The 18,652-nt window shown below is 36.9% G+C and carries 14 protein-coding genes, 1 rRNA gene and 1 riboswitch; of the genes, 3 read left to right on the top strand and 12 right to left on the bottom strand.

Features of this window, described 5'->3' with window-relative positions; translation table 11 throughout:
• From A2U94_RS15185 to A2U94_RS15155, 7 genes are all read right to left on the bottom strand, one after another.
• Window positions 1-169, bottom strand: a 16S ribosomal RNA gene (locus tag A2U94_RS15185); the annotation flags it as partial.
• A gap of 324 nt (window positions 170-493) precedes the next feature.
• Window positions 494-1,774 (bottom strand): isocitrate lyase, encoded by a 1,281-nt coding sequence (aceA, locus tag A2U94_RS15180; RefSeq protein WP_025907645.1) that lies wholly within the window; start codon window positions 1,772-1,774, stop codon window positions 494-496.
• A gap of 398 nt (window positions 1,775-2,172) precedes the next feature.
• Window positions 2,173-3,432: a M48 family metallopeptidase gene (locus A2U94_RS15175; protein ID WP_025907644.1), complete on the bottom strand. Its 1,260-nt coding sequence runs from the start codon at window positions 3,430-3,432 to the stop codon at window positions 2,173-2,175.
• 184 nt (window positions 3,433-3,616) lie between these two features.
• A complete protein-coding gene (locus A2U94_RS15170; RefSeq protein WP_025907643.1) occupies window positions 3,617-4,393 on the bottom strand; it encodes an enoyl-CoA hydratase-related protein in 777 nt (258 codons plus the stop codon).
• A gap of 38 nt (window positions 4,394-4,431) precedes the next feature.
• Window positions 4,432-5,970 (bottom strand): fatty acid--CoA ligase family protein, encoded by a 1,539-nt coding sequence (locus tag A2U94_RS15165; protein ID WP_025907642.1) that lies wholly within the window; start codon window positions 5,968-5,970, stop codon window positions 4,432-4,434.
• Window positions 5,971-6,229: 259 nt separating this feature from the next.
• Window positions 6,230-7,219: a lipoate--protein ligase gene (gene lplA / locus A2U94_RS15160; RefSeq protein ID WP_025907641.1), complete on the bottom strand. Its 990-nt coding sequence runs from the start codon at window positions 7,217-7,219 to the stop codon at window positions 6,230-6,232.
• 15 nt (window positions 7,220-7,234) lie between these two features.
• Window positions 7,235-7,969, bottom strand: a complete 735-nt coding sequence (locus tag A2U94_RS15155; RefSeq protein WP_025907640.1) for an MBL fold metallo-hydrolase — start codon at window positions 7,967-7,969, stop codon at window positions 7,235-7,237.
• Between the two features lie 221 nt (window positions 7,970-8,190).
• On the opposite strand from A2U94_RS15155, the gene yhfH reads away from it, so the two are divergent.
• Entirely contained in the window at window positions 8,191-8,322 is a 132-nt protein-coding gene (gene yhfH, locus A2U94_RS20445; RefSeq protein WP_064484053.1) for a protein YhfH, read from the top strand.
• Window positions 8,323-8,499: 177 nt separating this feature from the next.
• Here yhfH and A2U94_RS20780 read toward each other — a convergent pair whose 3' ends face one another.
• Entirely contained in the window at window positions 8,500-8,664 is a 165-nt protein-coding gene (locus A2U94_RS20780; protein ID WP_076513299.1) for a Spo0E family sporulation regulatory protein-aspartic acid phosphatase, read from the bottom strand.
• A gap of 313 nt (window positions 8,665-8,977) precedes the next feature.
• A riboswitch (purine riboswitch) is annotated at window positions 8,978-9,079 on the top strand.
• A gap of 69 nt (window positions 9,080-9,148) precedes the next feature.
• Here A2U94_RS20780 and A2U94_RS15150 point away from each other — a divergent pair.
• Window positions 9,149-10,339: a NupC/NupG family nucleoside CNT transporter gene (locus tag A2U94_RS15150; RefSeq protein ID WP_025907639.1), complete on the top strand. Its 1,191-nt coding sequence runs from the start codon at window positions 9,149-9,151 to the stop codon at window positions 10,337-10,339.
• Between the two features lie 65 nt (window positions 10,340-10,404).
• Here the strand turns inward: A2U94_RS15150 and A2U94_RS15145 are convergent, their stop codons facing one another.
• The 3 genes from A2U94_RS15145 to A2U94_RS15135 form a co-directional block, all read right to left on the bottom strand.
• Entirely contained in the window at window positions 10,405-11,991 is a 1,587-nt protein-coding gene (locus A2U94_RS15145) for a response regulator (RefSeq protein WP_025907637.1), read from the bottom strand.
• Window positions 11,972-13,795 carry a sensor histidine kinase gene (locus A2U94_RS15140; RefSeq protein ID WP_025907635.1) on the bottom strand — a complete coding sequence of 608 codons (1,824 nt, stop codon included), beginning with the start codon at window positions 13,793-13,795 and terminating at the stop codon, window positions 11,972-11,974. The genes A2U94_RS15145 and A2U94_RS15140 overlap by 20 nt, the downstream gene beginning before the upstream one ends.
• Window positions 13,796-13,951: 156 nt before the next feature.
• On the bottom strand, window positions 13,952-15,241 hold the full coding sequence (locus A2U94_RS15135) for an ABC transporter substrate-binding protein (RefSeq protein ID WP_025907633.1): 1,290 nt from the start codon (window positions 15,239-15,241) through the stop codon (window positions 13,952-13,954).
• Between the two features lie 588 nt (window positions 15,242-15,829).
• Between A2U94_RS15135 and A2U94_RS15130 the strand changes: the two genes are divergently transcribed.
• Window positions 15,830-17,974, top strand: coding sequence for a peptidoglycan D,D-transpeptidase FtsI family protein (locus A2U94_RS15130; protein WP_025907631.1), 2,145 nt, complete (start codon window positions 15,830-15,832; stop codon window positions 17,972-17,974).
• Window positions 17,975-18,010: 36 nt separating this feature from the next.
• Here A2U94_RS15130 and A2U94_RS15125 read toward each other — a convergent pair whose 3' ends face one another.
• Window positions 18,011-18,583, bottom strand: coding sequence for a TetR/AcrR family transcriptional regulator (locus tag A2U94_RS15125; protein WP_025907629.1), 573 nt, complete (start codon window positions 18,581-18,583; stop codon window positions 18,011-18,013).
• Between the last annotated feature and the right edge of the window lie 69 nt (window positions 18,584-18,652).

The raw sequence follows: 18,652 nt of genomic DNA, 5'->3' as shown, positions 1-18,652 counted from the left end.
AGCTCCGGTTTCCCGGAGTTATCCCAGTCTTACAGGCAGGTTGCCCACGTGTTACTCACCCGTCCGCCGCTAACGTCATAGAAGCAAGCTTCTAATCAGTTCGCTCGACTTGCATGTATTAGGCACGCCGCCAGCGTTCATCCTGAGCCAGGATCAAACTCTCCGAAGAAATGTTTGACTTGCTCATAAAAGTTTAAAAAAATTAACGTTGACGTTTGTCGCTTTGTTCAGTTTTCAAAGTTCAACCGTCGCTCTTAAGCGACTTTACTATCTTATCAAGTTATCAACTCGTTGTCAACAACTTTTTTGTTTTTCATTTTATTCTTAACTTACTTGTTATCTGTTCGTTAAGAACATTTATTAATATAACAAATAGAATACTGCTTGGCAATCCCAAAGTAATAAGTTTAAATTTTCAATTATATTAAAGGAATAATTCCCCTCACAGCAAAAAACACAAGTGAAAGCCACTTGTGTTTTTTGCTTCTTAATATTAATTACTTGTAAACTGCTCTTCTTCCGTTGATCCTTTTAGTGCTGTTGTAGATGATGTACCACCTGATACAACCTGAGCAACTTCATCAAAGTAGCCCGTGCCTACCTCTCGTTGATGCCTTGTTGCCGTATAGCCATTTACTTCGCTACTAAACTCTCTCTCTTGCAGTTCTGAATAAGCCCCCATACCTCTATCTTTATATCCTCTAGCCAACTCAAACATGCTATGGTTAAGCGCATGGAATCCAGCTAGCGTAACAAATTGAAACTTGTAACCCATCTTCGCAATTTCGCTTTGAAACTTTTCAATTGTTTTTGCATCAAGTTTTTTCTTCCAGTTAAACGAAGGTGAACAATTGTAAGCTAACATTTTACCAGGGAACTTTTCATGAATTGCATCCGCGAACTGTTGTGCTTGCTCTAAATTAGGCTCAGATGTCTCACACCAAATTAAATCAGCATACGGTGCATAAGCTAACCCTCTGGCAATTGCTTGGTCCAAACCAGCTTTTGTACGATAAAAACCTTCTGCAGTCCTCTCTCCTCTAATAAACTGTTTATCAACCGGATCAATATCGCTTGTGATTAAATCTGCAGCATCTGCATCAGTACGAGCAATTAATATAGTAGGAACTCCCATAACATCTGCAGCTAATCTAGCAGCAATCAAATTTTTAACTGCCGTTTGCGTAGGAAGTAAAACTTTTCCTCCAAGATGACCACATTTCTTTTCAGAAGATAATTGATCTTCAAAGTGAACAGCAGATGCACCTGATTCAATCATACCTTTCATTAATTCAAAAACGTTTAGCTGTCCACCAAACCCAGCTTCAGCGTCCGCAATGATTGGAGCAAAGTAATCCACTTCTCCTTCTCCTTCTAAATGTTGAATCTGGTCGGCACGTTGGAGCGCTTGATTAATTCTTTTTACAACATGCGGAACACTATTAGCTGGATACAAACTTTGGTCAGGATACATATGGCCGGATAAATTGGCATCTGCCGCTACCTGCCAGCCGCTTAAGTAAATAGCTTTTAACCCTGCCTTGACTTGCTGAACAGCTTGATTTCCAGTTAATGCTCCTAATGCATGAATGTAGTCTTCTGTCTGAAGCAAATTCCAAAATTTATTGGCACCCCTTCTAGCCAATGTATGTTCAATATCAATCGAGCCTCTTAAACCAATTACTTTTTCTGCTGAATATGGTCTTTCAATTCCACTCCAACGCTCATCATCTTTCCAACTATCCTCTAATTGCTTTACTCTTAAATCGTTCACTTTAATATCCCCCTTGCGATTTTCTCTTCTTTTTAACTTCTTTACTAGCTAATAATCCGCTTACATGTACTTGTTAGAAACAACACATCAACTTTATAAGTGTGAGAGTTATAAGAATGAAAGTTGGATTTTATTCAGCGTATATTGGGATGCATCCGCTTCTTTGTTAAGTAATATGAAACGCTCCGCTATTTTTATAACTTTACATGTTATGAGAGTCACAACTCCTCCTTATCATTTTGTTATAAAACAGATAATATTTTACAATGATTATTATATAACAGTATATTCAAAAGATGAACCCTTGCTTTTACGAATTTTCTATATAAGCAAGGGTTTCACACCTAAAACCCTTGCTGTTAGTGGGTTTTTACTTATATTTACTTTCTTTATAACAGTTATTCTTCTTTATTATGCTCTTCCATAAACTCAATTCTTTCTAAAATGGTTGGATGACTATAACGAAATACTTTCACAAGAAACGGAGGGTTTACCTGAGATAGACCTGAACGACTGAGTGCTTGAAACGTTTTGACCGCCGCTTCCTTGTCTTCCGTTAACTCTAAAGCATAAGTATCTGATTGCACTTCATGGTGTCGAGATAATAAGTTTGTAGCTGGACTAACCGCAAACGTAAGAATGGAGAGCAACAGTAAGATTAGAGGTAATGATGATACATCCTGAAATGATTTAACCTTTAAGTTAGTCCCCCACTTACGCATTATCATGTCTGACAGCTTCTTTGTCATCCATAACCCAACCAAAGAAAGCACTAGAGCACTGGCAATTCCAACATAGATATGCTTTTTCACATAGTGTCCCATTTCATGAGCCATGATAAATAAAATTTCATTATCGCTTAATTTATTTAAAGTGGTATCCCATAGTACAATCCTTGAGTTTGCACCTATCCCTGTTACATACGCATTCATTGAATTTGTCTTTTCAGACATATTTACTTCATATACATGATCCGTAGGAATAGATGCTTCATCTGCTAAGTGGAGAATTTTTTCTTCTAACTGCTTATCCTTCAGCGGATAAAAGTCATTATATAAAGGGTCGATGACGACCGGCTGAATAAATGTGATAAATAGTGTAAAAGGAATTGATAATAGCCATGCATAAAGCCACCATCTTTTTGGCGACTTGTTAATTAGAGTGTATAGAACAAACACGATTAAGCACATCATAATAAGACTTATCCAAAAGTCAATAGTCATATCCTTCATCCAGCTTGTAAAAGATTGCGTTGTAATATTATAGGCCATCGATAATTTGTAGCTAATCCAATCAAGCGGGAACGTAAACACCTGTAAAAGCAATGATAGCCAGAATACGTAAATAGCAGTTTGCAAAGCACTCATTTTCGTAATGTCCTTTGCCCACTTACTAAATTTACGCGAGAATCCCAGTACTAGAACTAAAACAAAGCCCAACCATTCATATGGAACAGAGAGAAAAAATAAAAAATCTTTTATTTGTGAATATTCTTGTGCTAATACAAGTTCTCTCTCATTCATAAAAGTGGCCGGATCAACACTTGTCCCTTTTAACGCATCAGGAATAGAGGTATCGCTCCATTGAAATAAATAAAGCCATATTAATACAGCGTATACAACAAATAAAGTAAACGAACCAAGTACAATTTTTTTCATATAAACCCCTCCTTTTAAAACCATCCAAAAGTGTACAAACAGTTATCAGCTATTATTATTGTAGGTTTCATTCTGAAATTTAGAACAAAATTATTGGGTTCTTTTACTTTATATAGGGAGGTTTCCCGTTATCCTTTTCCATAGAAAAAGAACTGCCGCTATCGACAGTTCTCTTTCATTCTATTTATCTTCCTTTAAAGACAGGCTTTCTTTTCTCTGCAAAAGCTGTTAAAGCTTCAATACGATCTTCTGTTGGAATCGTTAACTCATACGCTTTCCGTTCAATTTGCAATCCCGTCTGCAAATCTACTTTCATTCCTTCTTTAATAGCAAACTTTGCTTGTTGCAAAGCAATTGGTGCATTTGCTAATATACGGCTAATAAAACCGTCAACAACATCGTTTAATTCATAGAGTGGACTAACCTTTGTCACTAATCCAACCTTTTCTGCTTCCTGTGCTAGTAACCGCTCTGCTGTTAGAATTAGCTCAAGTGCTTTTGTTTCTCCAACAATGCGAGGCAATCTTTGAGTTCCACCAGCACCAGGGATAATTCCCAAGCTTGTTTCAGTTAATCCAAGTCCTACATCCGCTGCAGCAAATCGAAAGTCACAGGCTAAAGCCAACTCCATTCCTCCACCAAAAGCATAACCGTTAATGACGGCAAGCGTAGGTTGTGGAAGCTGTTCAATTTTAGAAAACACTTCACCAATTTTAAAAATATTCCGCTTTACTTCTTGGTCAGTAAGTGTTTTTCTTTCTTTTAAATCTGCTCCCACGCAAAATGCTCTTTCACCTGCACCGATAAACTTCACCACTCGCACATCTGGATCAATACGAGCTTTTTCTACCACCTGCTCTAGTTCACATAGCATGTCGTAGTTAAATGCGTTCATCGCTTCCGGACGATTTAAAATAACTGTGGCGACTTGTTTATCCTTATCATACACAATAGATTCCATAGTACCCCCCTATTCTGAAATCGCTTTCAATTTTTTATTTACTTTCCTAATAACTCTTTTCGTAAAGCCTTTCGCAAAATCTTCCCTGTAGCATTTTTCGGCAACTCATCTAAAAACGTAATGCTACTTGGAATTTTATATTTCGCTAAGTGAAGTTGACAGTAATCAAGTAGGTCTTGTTCACTAACAGCAGCATCTTTAACTACAACGTAACATTTAATTTGTTCACCAAATACAGGATCTGGAACACCAAGTACTGCCACTTCTACAACGTTAGGGTGTGAATACAACACTTCTTCCACTTCTCTTGGATACACGTTATATCCACCTACAATAATCATATCTTTTTTGCGATCTACAATATAGAAATAACCTTCGGGGTCCATACGAGCCAAGTCACCTGTATACAACCACCCATCTCGAAGTGCATGAGCTGTATCCTCCGGCAGCTTATAGTAACCCTTCATGACGTTTGCACCTTTAACAATTAACTCTCCCACTTCTCCTACGGGAACTTCTCTTCCTATTTCATCAACTACTTTATTTTCGACATTCATAATGGAAGTTCCAATAGAACCAGGCTTACGCTCTTTATCAATCGGATTAAAGCACGTAACCGGAGATGCTTCTGATAAGCCATATCCTTCGGCAACAACCACTCCGAATTGTTTTTCAAATTCTTTTAATAAAGCCACCGGCATTGATGCTCCCCCAGATATGCATAAACGTAGCGTCTTCACTTTTTCTTGAGCACCCTTATTCGACTGTAAAAGGAAGTTATACATCGTTGGCACACCAGCAAAAATTGTTGCTCTTTTCTCTTCCGCAAGCTGAAAGAAAATAGTTGGACTAAATTTAGGCATCACTAAAACTGTGCCCCCATTCATCAGCGGGGCATTCAGCGCAACAGTTAAGCAAAAAACATGAAACATTGGCAATGCAGCTACTACTCGATCTTCGCCATTAATACTTAAATAATCAGCGACGTCTTTAGCATTTTGATAGACGTTTTTCTGAGTAAGCATAGCGCCTTTTGGTTTACCTGTTGTTCCAGAAGTATATAAAATTAAAGCTGTGTCATCTTCATCAAGTGTTGGGAATTTATATGTAACGTCTTGGTGTTGTACAATAGATGAAAACGAATGAATATCATTTGAAGATAGAAAATTGTGTTCTTTTTGAAGGCTACTCTCACAAACAACCAAATGCTCAAGCGCAGATATTTCTGCTTTCATTTCTTCCAACAAAGGTACTAAAAGATCAAGCGTAATAGCTACCTTTGCATCACTGTTCTGTAAAACATACGTGATTTCCCCTTTCGTGTAGGTTGGATTAATCGGAATAACTGTAGCGCCAACTCTTAAAGCACCATATAATCCAATAATAAAATGCGGTGAGTTTCCAAGTAATAATGCAATATGGTCTCCTTTTTGAACTCCTAACCTTTTTAAACCGTTTGCAAATAAAGTGATAGAGGTATCAAGATCAGCATAAGTGACTTCCTCATCCAAAAACACGTATGCAATCTTTTCAGGATACTGCTTCGCAGTGGTATGAAGCTGTAACGACAAATTCAATTATTCTCCTCCTCTCGCCATAATGAATGAATAACCATTCATTATTTAGGCGTAATATTGGAAACTTTCTTACTATATTATACTTTTTTTTATCTATCGTTGACAAGACTCTTATAAAGATAAGACTGACTTTAAATTTTCTCCATTACAAACGATTACTGCAGCTCTTATAGTTCTCTTACTTTTTATAGCTTCTTACTATATAAATAAAAAGCAGGCTAGAAAAGAATTAAGTTCTTTTCTAGCCTGCTTTACGCTCTTAATAAATAAGATCAATAAACTCTTCTTTTTCAACGTTCCCAAAATAGTGCTTCACATCAACATTTTCTAATGCTGCTGCAATACTCGACCTTTCGTATCGGATGTTCGTTAACTTTTCTTCGACTTCACTAACATCTCCTACTCCAAAGAAGTCTCCATAAATTTTACATTGTGTAATGGTACCTTTGCTTACTTCTAAGCGCACATCAATTTGTCCAACTGGAAAACGGTGAGCATGCTGCACGTTAAATTTTGGTGATTTCCCATAATTCCATTCCCACGTTTGATAACGCTCGTTCGAAATTTCGTTGATTTTTTCCCAATCTTTTTCAGTCAGCTTATATTCTTTAATATTTTCTTCTCCATCAAAAATGTAGCGTAAGATAAGCTGTTTAAATTCATTTACGGTAATTTTATCCGTTAAAAACTCACTGATATTTGCTACGCGACTTCTAATAGACTTAATACCTTTGGATTCAATTTTATCTTTTTTTACTTTCAACGCAGATACAACATTTTCAATTTCAGAATCAAATAAAAGCGTTCCATGACTAAACATACGACCTTTTGTTGAAAACTGTGCATTCCCAGAAATTTTACGTCCTTCGGCTAAAATATCATTACGGCCACTTAATTCTGCGTTTACTCCCAGTTTTGCTAATGCTTCAATAACAGGCTCCGTGAATTTCTTGAAATTATGAAAACTTTCCCCATCATCTTTCGTAATAAAGCTAAAGTTGAGGTTACCCAAATCATGGTACACAGCACCTCCACCTGATAAACGGCGAACAACATGAATTCCTTGATCTTCTACGTATTTCGTATTGATTTCTTCAATTGTATTTTGATTTTTACCAATAATGATAGACGGTTCATTCACGTAAAATAATAAATACGTTTCGTTAATATCTAAATGCTTAAGCGCATACTCCTCGATTGCTAGATTAATTCTTGGGTCATGTATATCTCCATTGTTAATGTATAACATTTTTCTTTTATCCTCCTACTTATTCCATTGTAATCCTGAACTTGCTAAAAAAACGTTCCCTGTAAACTCGTTTTTTGCTTCTACTACTAATTGTTCTACTTCTCCGTAGTGTGGCAGATGCGTTAGCATTAGTTCTTTCGCGTTAGCACCGTGTGCTAACTTCCCTGCTTCGGTACTCGTCATATGCCCTGCCCCGCTTCCATTCTGGTGAGCATAGAAGTTGCATTCACAGATTACTAAATCAGCTTGCTGTGAAAAAGGCACGAACGCATCAATGTAGCTAGAATCTGCTGTATACACGACAGCTTTATCTCCAGCAGAAATTCGCATCGCATAGCATGTCACAGGATGCTTTGTTTGTAAAAATGTAATGGTAAATGGTCCAACTTCTAGCGATTGATTAGGGTTATAAGAAACCCCTTTTGTAATGCCAGAATGTGTCAGCTTTTCAAACGCTGCTTGATCGTATGTATGTCCATAAATAGGTAATTCTTTCACATCATTTCCTAAGTAAGATTGAATTAATCGAGCATATTGAAGTACGCCAATATCAGCAACATGATCATGATGATAGTGAGATAAAATAACTGCGTCAAGTTCTTGTGGAGCTACGTACTTTTGCAACTGTCCAAGTGCTCCACTTCCACAATCCACTAACAACTTATAGCCATCATGTTCAAATAAATAACTAGAGGTTGCTTCTGACACGCCAGGGTATCCACCCCAAAAACCAACAACTGTTACTTTCATCCAAGTTGTCCTCCCTTTCTGAATGCCTTTAGCCCTAGTATACCCCAGGTCCATTTAAAATCTAAACAAAAAAGGATGGAACAAGAATTGACAGATAACTAACTGTTATATAACAAATTACATTTTTTTATAAAAAAGGGCTATTTTTGTTCTAAAACACAGTTGCCAAAATAAAACTGTTATAATACAATGTTAATAACAAACAAACGGAGGCGATGGAGATGTTAGAAAAAATGTCTGATTTTTTCAAAAAACTACCAACTAAAAAGTGCTTAGAATGCGGTCAAGAGATTGAAGAGCAGCATGAATGCTATGGAAATAAATGCGATAACTGTGTAGATGTTATGAAATAGTAAGCGGTTACATCAAAAAGGCTCTGTTTTATAACAGAGCCTTTTTGACGTAACCTTCAGTATTTATGCTATTCTTTTCAATTATCAAACAAATAAAGACCTTTTTCTAACGTATTTAAGCAATTTTAGTTGAGCCGCGCATACTCATTTTGCTTACAGAGAAAGAAAACTATTCATTTAATCACATGAATTCTTCAATTTTTGATACAAAAAAATTTTTTTATCTAACTCCTGGCTAACTTTTAGAATCGTGCCATAAGAGTACTCATTCGTTTCCTTTGCCAAGCGATAGATAATATCTTGTAAAGCACGAATCTCCTTTTCTAACTGAGATAGTTTCATCCAGTTACTTCATCCCCTAGGTTAAATTTCAACTACTTCATAATATCATTAACACCCGCATAAATTCATAGTTTTTTTGTAATAAATGCCATAATATTATGGCTAATCCAAAAAAGGAGAGCGATTTTTTATTCTCTCTCCTTTTTTTTATCTAAAAACAGGAAATTTGATGTTTTAGCCCCTCCCTTTTAACTAGATGGCTAACATATATGTTATCGCTTTTCTATGAAAAAAGAATATTTATAATATATAAACTTCTTAAAATACATTAATTTAATGTTGTCATACAATAGTCATATTGATAGAATGAAAACACATTTTTATACGCTTCCTTTGTATAATCGCGATAATATGGATCGCAAGTTTCTACCTAACAACCGTAAATTGTTAGACTATAAGGGAAAGCGGTACGTATGAGGTAAGACTTACTGCTGCTTTCTCCTATAGCTTGGAGGAAGCAGTTTTTTTATAGGAGGATTCCATCATGTCTTATCTTATCGGTCTACTATCACTTGTAGCAATTTTGTTTGTCAGCTGGCTTTTAAGTACAAATCGAAAAATTTTTCCTTGGCGTACGGTTCTCGTAGGTCTTTCACTCGAAATTTTATTTGTACTTTTTGTTCTTAAAGTACCTCTAGGTCAAACTTTTCTTAAAAAAATGGCATTAGGTATTCAAAAAGTTATTAATTATAGCAATGAAGGTGTTCAGTTTGTGTTCGGTGGTTTTTTTGAAAACACCAATATTACTTCTGTTTTTGCCATTAACGTACTAACCGTTATTATCTTCATTTCAGCTTTAGTGTCTGCACTTTACTATTTACGAATCATTCCTTTTTTTGTCCGCATTGTCGGAATTATCTTAGGAAAAGCTCTTGGCACTACGCAAGTTGAAACGTTTAATGCGGTTGGAAACTCATTTTTAGGGCTTGCTGAAGCTCCTTTACTCGTAAAACCTTACCTTGACAGGCTTACAAGATCTGAGCTTTTTGCTGTTATGGTAGGAGGAACAGCTTCTGCCAGTGGTGCAATTCTTGTTGGGTACTCTTTAATGGGAATTGATATGAAATATTTGCTCATCGCTGTCTTTAGCGTACCTCTTGTTTCAATTATTATTGCAAAAGTTATGTTGCCAGAAACAGAAGAGTCTCAAACAAAAGAAAATGTAGCAATGGAAAAAAGCAATCATGCAAATGTGTTTGAAGCGATGGCAGACGGAACAGCAAGCGGTGTAATGCTAGCTTTAAATATCGGTGGTCTTTTAATTGCTTTCATTAGTATTCTTGCGTTGGTTGACGGGGCACTAGGCCTTGTAAACATAGATTTAGCAACCATTTTCAGCTATTTATTTTATCCTTTTGCTATTATTATTGGTATTCCTTTCTCAGATGCTTTACAAGCTGCTTCTATTATCGGAACGAAGCTTGCCGCTAACGAATTTGTTGCGTATTTAAGCTTAACTGAAGTGATGGATGAGCTATCGCCAAAGACCGTAGCAGTTCTTTCAATTGCTTTATGTAACTTTGCGAACTTTTCATCAATTGGACAGCTTATTATCGGCTTAGGTTCTTTAGCCCCTTCTAGACGAAAAGAAGTTTCGAAACTCAGCTTGCGCGCAATCATTGGTGGAACATTAGCAAGCTTCATTACGGCTATTCTTGTCGGTGTATTTATGTAAATAGAAGTCTGACGACAGACGTCATACTAAAAAAAGGCCTCCTTTTATTGCAAAGGAGGCTTTTTTTAAACGGATAGTTGGCGGTATTCATTTGGAGTTAATCCTTCTAATTTTTTAAACACTTTGCGAAAGTATTTATCATCTTGATACCCAATCATATTTGCTACTTCATAGATTTTCAGCTGCTCATTTTTTAATAAGGACTTTGCTTTGCTCATTCGAACTTTTACAATATAGTCAGAAATGTTTTCCTGAAATTCTTGTTTGAACTTTCTTGAAATGTACTCTCTGCTTAAATAGAAGCGTTCTGCAATTTCCTGAAGCTTAACGTCTCGATCATAATTCATCTGTAAAAACTGCTCAATTTCATAAATAATATCGCGGTTGTTTTTTTGCTTATCTCGCTTCACAATATTTAAAAAGCGTACAATCTCTCTTTGCTTTCGATTCATATATCTATCGAAGTCAAATCTGCCTTTCACATCAAAAAAAGCGGCCAGCGCCTTCTCATAGTGACTTTGCGCATTGTATGAAATCTCGTATTTTTTTAACCAGTGTTCACTAAGAAGCTGATACTCTTTTTCAATATGCAACAACTCCTTTAAAGATAAATAATTGGCCTGCTTCACAGCATTCTTCACTTCATCAAAAATCGTTGTAAATGCATCTATTTTGCCTATTTGCATTCCTTCTACAATCTTTGTATTGTAGTCCATCAAATTTAACAATACACTACCTCTCTTTAAACTACCCGCACTCTCATAGAACTCAACGCAACTGTCAGCTAGCACGTTGCTCGCTAACAAAGCATCTTTTGCTGTTTGATAGGATTCTAGCAATACTGAAACGGATTCAACATGACGCCCCTTAGCAAGTGGACAACATACGTTGAATGCTAAGAAAATCTCTTTGTGTAGCTTGTTCAAAAGCTGCTTGATTTCAGAGAAATGGTCCCAGAAAATCATTACGATTTCGCCCTTTTGCGATAAATAACGAAAAGCGACCCCATTCTCCTTTTCAACTAAAAGCTCATTAGCCACGTTTAAAATTGAAAAATAAGCTAAGTCACGATCTCCACCAAATGCTTGGATTGTCGCTTCGTCAACTCGAATAATAGCTACTTCATACTCACTGTTTGAGTGAAAGCCAAGCTCTTCATACACCGCATCCTGCAGCACATAGTTATTAATAATTTGTGTCAGCTTACGGTCTCGGTACATAGGCTTCATCTCATTAATTAACTGATAGCTGTTATTATGCTGTTTGCGCTCGTTCTCTTCTTTATGCCATTCATTAACTGCTCTAGTTAACGTGTCATTTAAGATTGAAGGGTCGACAGGCTTTAAAATGTAGTCGGTTGACCCAAAGTGAATGGCTTTCCTCATGTAATGGTAATCATCATAACCCGTTACAACAATGGTTTTCGTATGAGGAGTATGTTCTTTCATCCATTCCAACAGGGCAATCCCACCCATATTCGGCATCTTCATGTCTGTAAAAACGATTTGTGGTTTTTGTTCTCTTATAAGCGCAATCGCTTGCTCACCGTTTTCAGCTTCAATAATGCTTTCAATGTGATGCGTGTCCCAGTCGCCTAAGAGCTTAATTCCTTCACGAACGTGTTCTTCATCATCAACAATCAGGACTTTCATTATGATCATCTCCTTTGTTTAGCTCAAGTGGTAAAATCATTGTTACTGTAAAATATTCATTTTCTTTACTTTCAACTTCCATTTTTGCTGCATTTTCATAGTAGATCAATAAGCGGTCTGCAATATTTTGCAAGCCTATATGCTCTCCTGTATGCTGATTAGACATCGCTAAGCTTTCATGTAAGGATGCTAATGCTTTGTCATTCATTCCTTTTCCATTGTCTCTTACGCAAATTTGAATAAAGCTTTCTTTTATTAAAGACGCTGAAATCGTTAGCTTTCCATCTCCTACTCTTGTTTCAAATCCGTGCTTAAACGAATTCTCTACAAGCGGCTGTAAAATCATCTTTGGAACCAATGTCCTCTTTAACCTTTCGTCAATCTGAAATTCATACGAAAACTTAGAGCCAAAGCGTTGTTTTTGCAAGGCTAAAAATGCTTCAGCATGATTCACTTCCTCAGTAAGAGTTACAATATCTTCTTTCATATTCATACTGTACCTCATCATATTTGAAAGAAGCGTTAATAGCTTATAGACTTCGACCGCTTTATGTTTCAATGCAAGCGTGCCAATCGATTGAAATGCATTGTATAAAAAGTGAGGATTCACTTGGGACTGTAACACTTTGAGCTGCGTTGATTTATTTTCAATTTCCAAGCGGTACTTTCGCTTAATTAAATCATTAATCGTTTCGACCATGGACTTAAAATGCTGACCTAACATACCAAATTCATCGTTTCCTAATGTTTTAAACCGAACCACAAAGGAGCCTTTCTCAACTTCTTTCATATTTTGAATTAAAATTCGAATCGGCTCTGTAAATCGTACTGATACAATCAATGTAGCAATAATAATCATTAATAAAAACGGTAATCCAATTAAAACATTTATTAGAGCGGTTCTCCTTGCATCTTCATATAAAACACTATAAGGAATTCGCTTTACGATATGCCATCCATCAAATGGAGCTGCTAGTTTGTCATAAACGAGTACTCCAGAAAACTTTGAATCTTCCCATTCTACGCTATGAGATTCCTTGTTTTTCAATTGGTGAATCCACTTATATTTTTGTGTTGTTCCAATTGCTTTTTGATTTGATGAATACATGATCATCCCATCATCATTAATTAAATAAAAGTCTTCTTCTTCTTTATTGTATAAGCTATCCGAAGTAGATTTAATTTTAGACAAGTCAATGTCTATTGACAGAAAGCCTAACAAGTTGTTAGAAGGTACTTCATTGATCATGTGATGAAAGCTAATGACTTGCTTCGGATCAGAGTCTAAAATGGTCGATAAATTGTTGTAGCTGTATACTTTATGAGTAGGTTCAATTGATAGAAACTGCTGTTTTTCTTTTAACCTGGCATAATAAGAATGTGAATAAATATCTTCATACTTTTTCCGACTGCTAATTTTAGAATTGTATACCGTATAAGAATCTTGTCCATTTTCAATATATAAATGAAGCTGCCTAATTTCTGGTCGCGTATTAAATAAATAAGATAGCGTTCTTCGCACTTCTAATTGACTTGCCCCTAAATCATTATTTACACCTTCTTGTAATACTTTAATAAATGGATAATAGCCGTATAAACGCGGTGTAATATCAGAAATTTCCTGCAAGTATGTGCTCAGATCCTCACTACCGCTTTTGACTACTTGGTAGTTCGTCGAAATAAAGCGGTTTTTCACAGTTTCTTTTGTATATTGATAGGTGAACACGTTTGAGATAATAAACGGTACAACAGTCGCAATGAGTAAAAACAAAATAAGCTTTTTGCGAATGCTCCACCCCTTCATCACACCCCTCCTTCTTCTTACTATTCGATAAATTATATTGCATTGCTATCATTATACAATAAAAGCGCTTTCAATCTACTTTTTTTTTACAGCTTCATCACAAAGAAGCCTTCTATATGTCTATCCTATACCATACAGAAGGCTTCCATTTTACATTTATTTTTTCATTTTCGCCCAAATTTCATCTAACTTTTTCAAGAACTCATCTTCTGAAATTTGATCTCCTGCATAAGACTGCATTGCTGCTCCAATTTCTTGTACAGCGCCGTCTGGATACTTAAACCAGTTCCATGATAATGTTTTGCCTTCATCAGAGTATTTTAAGATATCGTCTGATAAAGAATCGATTCCTTTTCCATCAATGCTCTTAAATGCTGGGATAAACTTAAATTCTTCTACTAAGAATTTTTGGCCTGTTTCAGATGTTACCAGCCAGTTTAAGAATTTTTTTGCTTCTTCTTTATCAGCTTCTGGAGCGTTCTTATTAACTACCCAGTTATTTGGTACACCAACTGCTAACTTATCATTTTTCTCTTTGTCGTCGCTAATTGGCATTGGGATAAAGCCCATTTCCATATCTGGATTGATTTTTGTAATCATGTTTACAGTCCAGTTTCCTTGCTGCATCATCGCTGTTTCGCCCGCAGCAAACTGCGTTACTTGCGTATTATAATCCGTTGTTAACGGATTATCATTTCCATATTTTAGCGTTAAGTCAAATAAATTCATAAATTGCTTAAACGTTTCGTTACCTTCAAACTTTGCAGTACCCTCATTTAACCCTTTAATGAAAGCATCAGGATCATCCTGCTGAGCTACCGGAATATTAAACAGGTGATTTCCTAATACCCACCACTCACCGTATCCATTTGAAAATGGCGTAATTCCTTTTGCTTTTAGCTGCTTAGACGCTGCTTCTAACTCTGGTAATGTAGTTGGCAACTCTTTTATACCAGCTTTTTTGAATAAATCTTTATTGTAAATAAAACCATATCCTTCAAGGTTTAAAGGCTGACCATAAATCTTTCCATCAACTGTCATTGGTTCTTTTGCAACGTCATACAAATCATCAACCCAAGGTTGATCAGAAAGGTCTTCTAGCTTTTCTAGCCATGTTTGTGCTTCTTGGAACCCGCCGTTATTAAACAAGTCCGGCTCGTTACCAGAAGCAAACTGCGCTTTTAAAGCTGCACTATAATCTGCGCCTCCGCCAACTGTCTGAATATTAAACGTAACGTTTGGGTTTTCTTTTGTATATGCATCCGTTACTTCTTTTAACTGTTCAGCAATTTCCACTTTAAACTGGAACATATCAATTACAACTTCGTCCCCTGAACCACCGCTTGATTTTGTTGTTGACTCTGAACCAGAATTCGAGCATGCAGTTGCAAATAACAATGATGAAGCTAATACCCCAGATAACAATGTAAGCCTTTTCATTTTCATTTTATATACCCCCTTGATTGTCAGGACCCTAATTCCATTGTAACGATTATAGGTAATTTGAATAGGAGACAATATTGAACAACAGAGTGGAAAATATTGATGACCTGTTCAAGTCACAAGAACTGTTGGCCATATTCTCTAACTCTTCTATCAATGGAAAACAAGCAATTTGAAGAAAAATCAAGACTCGTTGCGCGTTCCTTCTCTACTCCAAACCTAACAAGTAAAAGGGTTTCTTCCTACTCAAGAAGCCTGTGATTGGAACGAAGGTTGTGAGACTCCTACGGGATTAGCGAGACAGATTGAAATTCCGCAAGAGCGCAGTGACGAGGAAGTTCAACACTAGCCCCGTGGAAATCGAACAATCCTAAGTAAAAATCACTACTCATTGCGTGCGCTCTTCACTCTCCAACTCTATTTCAAACGACTAATAACCCAAACCTTTTTTCCCAGATTGTGATAATGCAAAAAATTAGATGCGATTAATTTCTTAGAACTATTCCACCTAATAACAAATTTAGACATAATTATGTTAAGATGTAAGATAGTAGATTGATAGCTCTATTTTCAATAAGTGAAGGTGTTTATATGAAACAAAAGAAAAGAAAAAGAAATCATGTCTCTTTACGCATCAATATATTATTCTTTATTGTATTTATCCTATTTTCTGTTCTCATTTTGCGCCTTGGAATCGTCCAAATCGTTCATGGTGAAAGCTATAAACGCGAAGTCGAAAAAACCGAGGACGTCACGGTTAATACGCCTGTACCAAGAGGAAAAATGCTCGACCGATACGATCGTGTTATCGTGGACAATAAACCTTTAAACGCGGTTACTTACACCCGCTTAAAAGGCGTAAAACAAGAAGAAAAGCTAAAGATTGCAAAATCATTAGCTAAAATAATTGATCTTCCTGTCACAACAAATGTGTTTGGCGATGAGGACCAAAAAAGCGATGATAAAAATATCGTTAAGCTCACTGAGCGTGACTTGAAAGACTATTGGATTGCAACAAATCCAGAAGAAGCAAAGAAAAAGATTACGGATAGCGACTTGAAGAAAGTAGAACAAGGAAAATTGAAAGAAGAAGACCTTTATCCTCTACAGCTAAAGCGCATCACTAAGAAAGAACTCAATACCTTAAAAGATGATTTAGAAGTCATCGCGATTAAAAGTAAAATGGAAACTGGCTATGAGTTAACGCCTCAAATTATAAAAAGTGGATTAAACGACCAAGAAATGGCCGTTATTAGCGAACAGCTCTCTACTTTACCTGGCGTTGATGTGACAACCTATTGGGACCGTATGTATACATATGACAGTCTCTTAAGTACGCTACTCGGTAACATTACGTCCGCTGATGAAGGACTGCCGCGTGAGAATTTACAATACTACTTATCACACGGCTATAGCCGAAATGATCGCGTCGGAAAAAGTTACTTAGAAAAGCAGTATGAAAACGTACTGCGTGGACAAAAAGCCCGCATTCAGCACGTAACTGACCGCTCTGGAAACATTTTAGAAGAAAAAATTGTATCGGAAGGTCAACGTGGTAGCGACTTAGTCTTAACCATTGATATGGAGCTTCAAAAACAAATTGAAGAAATTCTGACTAACGGATTGCTAAATGCAAAAGCAGCCAAACCTGGAACTAGCAAATTAGATCGTGCATTTATTATTATGATGGATCCACATACTGGTGAAATTTTAGCTATGGGCGGGAAGCAGCTTGTTTACAATGACAAAAGTAGCAAATTAGAAGTAAAAGACTTTGCGCTCGGTAATATTACTACCTCTTATGAAATGGGGTCAACCGTTAAAGGTGCAACCATTTTAGCCGGATTGGATTCAGGAGCTATTAACTTAGGCACTGTATTTTATGACTCACCGATGTACTTTAAAGGCGGTGACAAGAAGCAGTCTTCTCACCCGATTGGATCTGCTGGCATCGGTCGCGCGTTAGAACAGTCTTCTAACGTATACATGTATAAAACCGTTTTAAGCATGGCTGGTGAAAACTATGTACCGCATGGTGCTCTTAATATTCCTCGAAAAACGTGGGATCAGCTTCGTTCATACTACAGCCAGTTTGGTCTAGGCGTCTCAACAGGTATTGAGCTAGACAACGAAACTACAGGGATGATTGGAAGTGACTATTCTTTACCTGGTAAAGCGCTCGATTTGGCAATTGGTCAGTATGACACGTATACGCCTCTACAGCTCGTTCAGTATACAGCTACTATCGCCAACAACGGCTACCGGTTAAAGCCTCAGCTTGTGAAGGAAATTCGTGAGCCTGAACTTGATACGGAGCTGAAAGGCAGTGTACAAAAATCCGTTGAGCCGGAAGTATTAAACCGAATTACGATGAGCCAAGAAGAAATCAATGCTGTGAAAGCTGGATTCCGCCGCGTAATGACAAACGGAACTGCAAAAAATGAGTTTAGTTCAGAGCCCTATAAGCCTGCCGGCAAAACAGGAACAGCTGAGACTTACAACCAAGGGGTAGCCGTTCGTAACTCTAACTTAATTGCCTACGCACCTTACGATAATCCAGAGGTTGCAATGGCGGTTGTTGTACCATCTTCTTACGTAAAAGGCCCTGGACATGCGTTAAATAGACAGTTAGGTCAAGCGGCTCTACGCGCTTACTTCGACTTAAAGAAGAAAGGTGAACAAGAGCTAGGTGAGAAAGAAAAGCAACAAGAAGAACATAACCAAACAAATGATTAACGAAAAAGCCGGACTTCAATGAAGTCCGGCTTTTGTTTATTTAGTAAATAACCCTCTCAAAAAGTACAGTTCAATTAGTTCACCAATTTGCTGCTCAGATAGCGGCTTATGCTGTTTTTCCCAATCATAAACTAACGCAATGTACATTTTCACGAGTAAAAACGCCGTCACTTCTGGGTCACAGTTTTGAATTTCACCTTTTGCAATGGCTGCTTCAATTCTATTTTTTATATACGTCAAAATTTCGTTTTCAACCTGTACCAACACGTCTTTTACAGCTGACGTACCCATTTCCTGTTCCTGAACGAGCTTGAGCATAAGCTGATGCTCTGTTCGAAATTGGAGCATGCGATAAATAGCAGCTTGAGCATTTTCAAAAAACGTGCGCTCAGAAGAGATTGCTGACTCTGCTTGTTGCAGCATATCTCGAATCATTCTAGACACAATTTCATCAAAAAGCTCTTCTTTGTTTTTAAAAAACGTATAGATAGTTCCTTTTCCAACATTCGCCATTTTAGCGACTTGGTCCATTGTCGTTGCCTTATAGCCAAACAGTGAAAACGATTTTGACGCTGCGTCTAGCACCGATTGCTTTCGATCAATTGCCAATTGATACACCCCTCTTTTTTGACCAAATGAACATTATGGTCAATTCGTACGTTGTAACTATAGCATAAA

The sequence above is a fragment of the Bacillus sp. VT 712 genome (assembly GCF_001614195.1).
Classification (GTDB): domain Bacteria; phylum Bacillota; class Bacilli; order Bacillales; family Bacillaceae_H; genus Priestia; species Priestia flexa.
The sequence above is the reverse complement of the archived record's forward strand: the minus strand, read 5'-3'. Positions and strand labels throughout refer to the sequence as shown.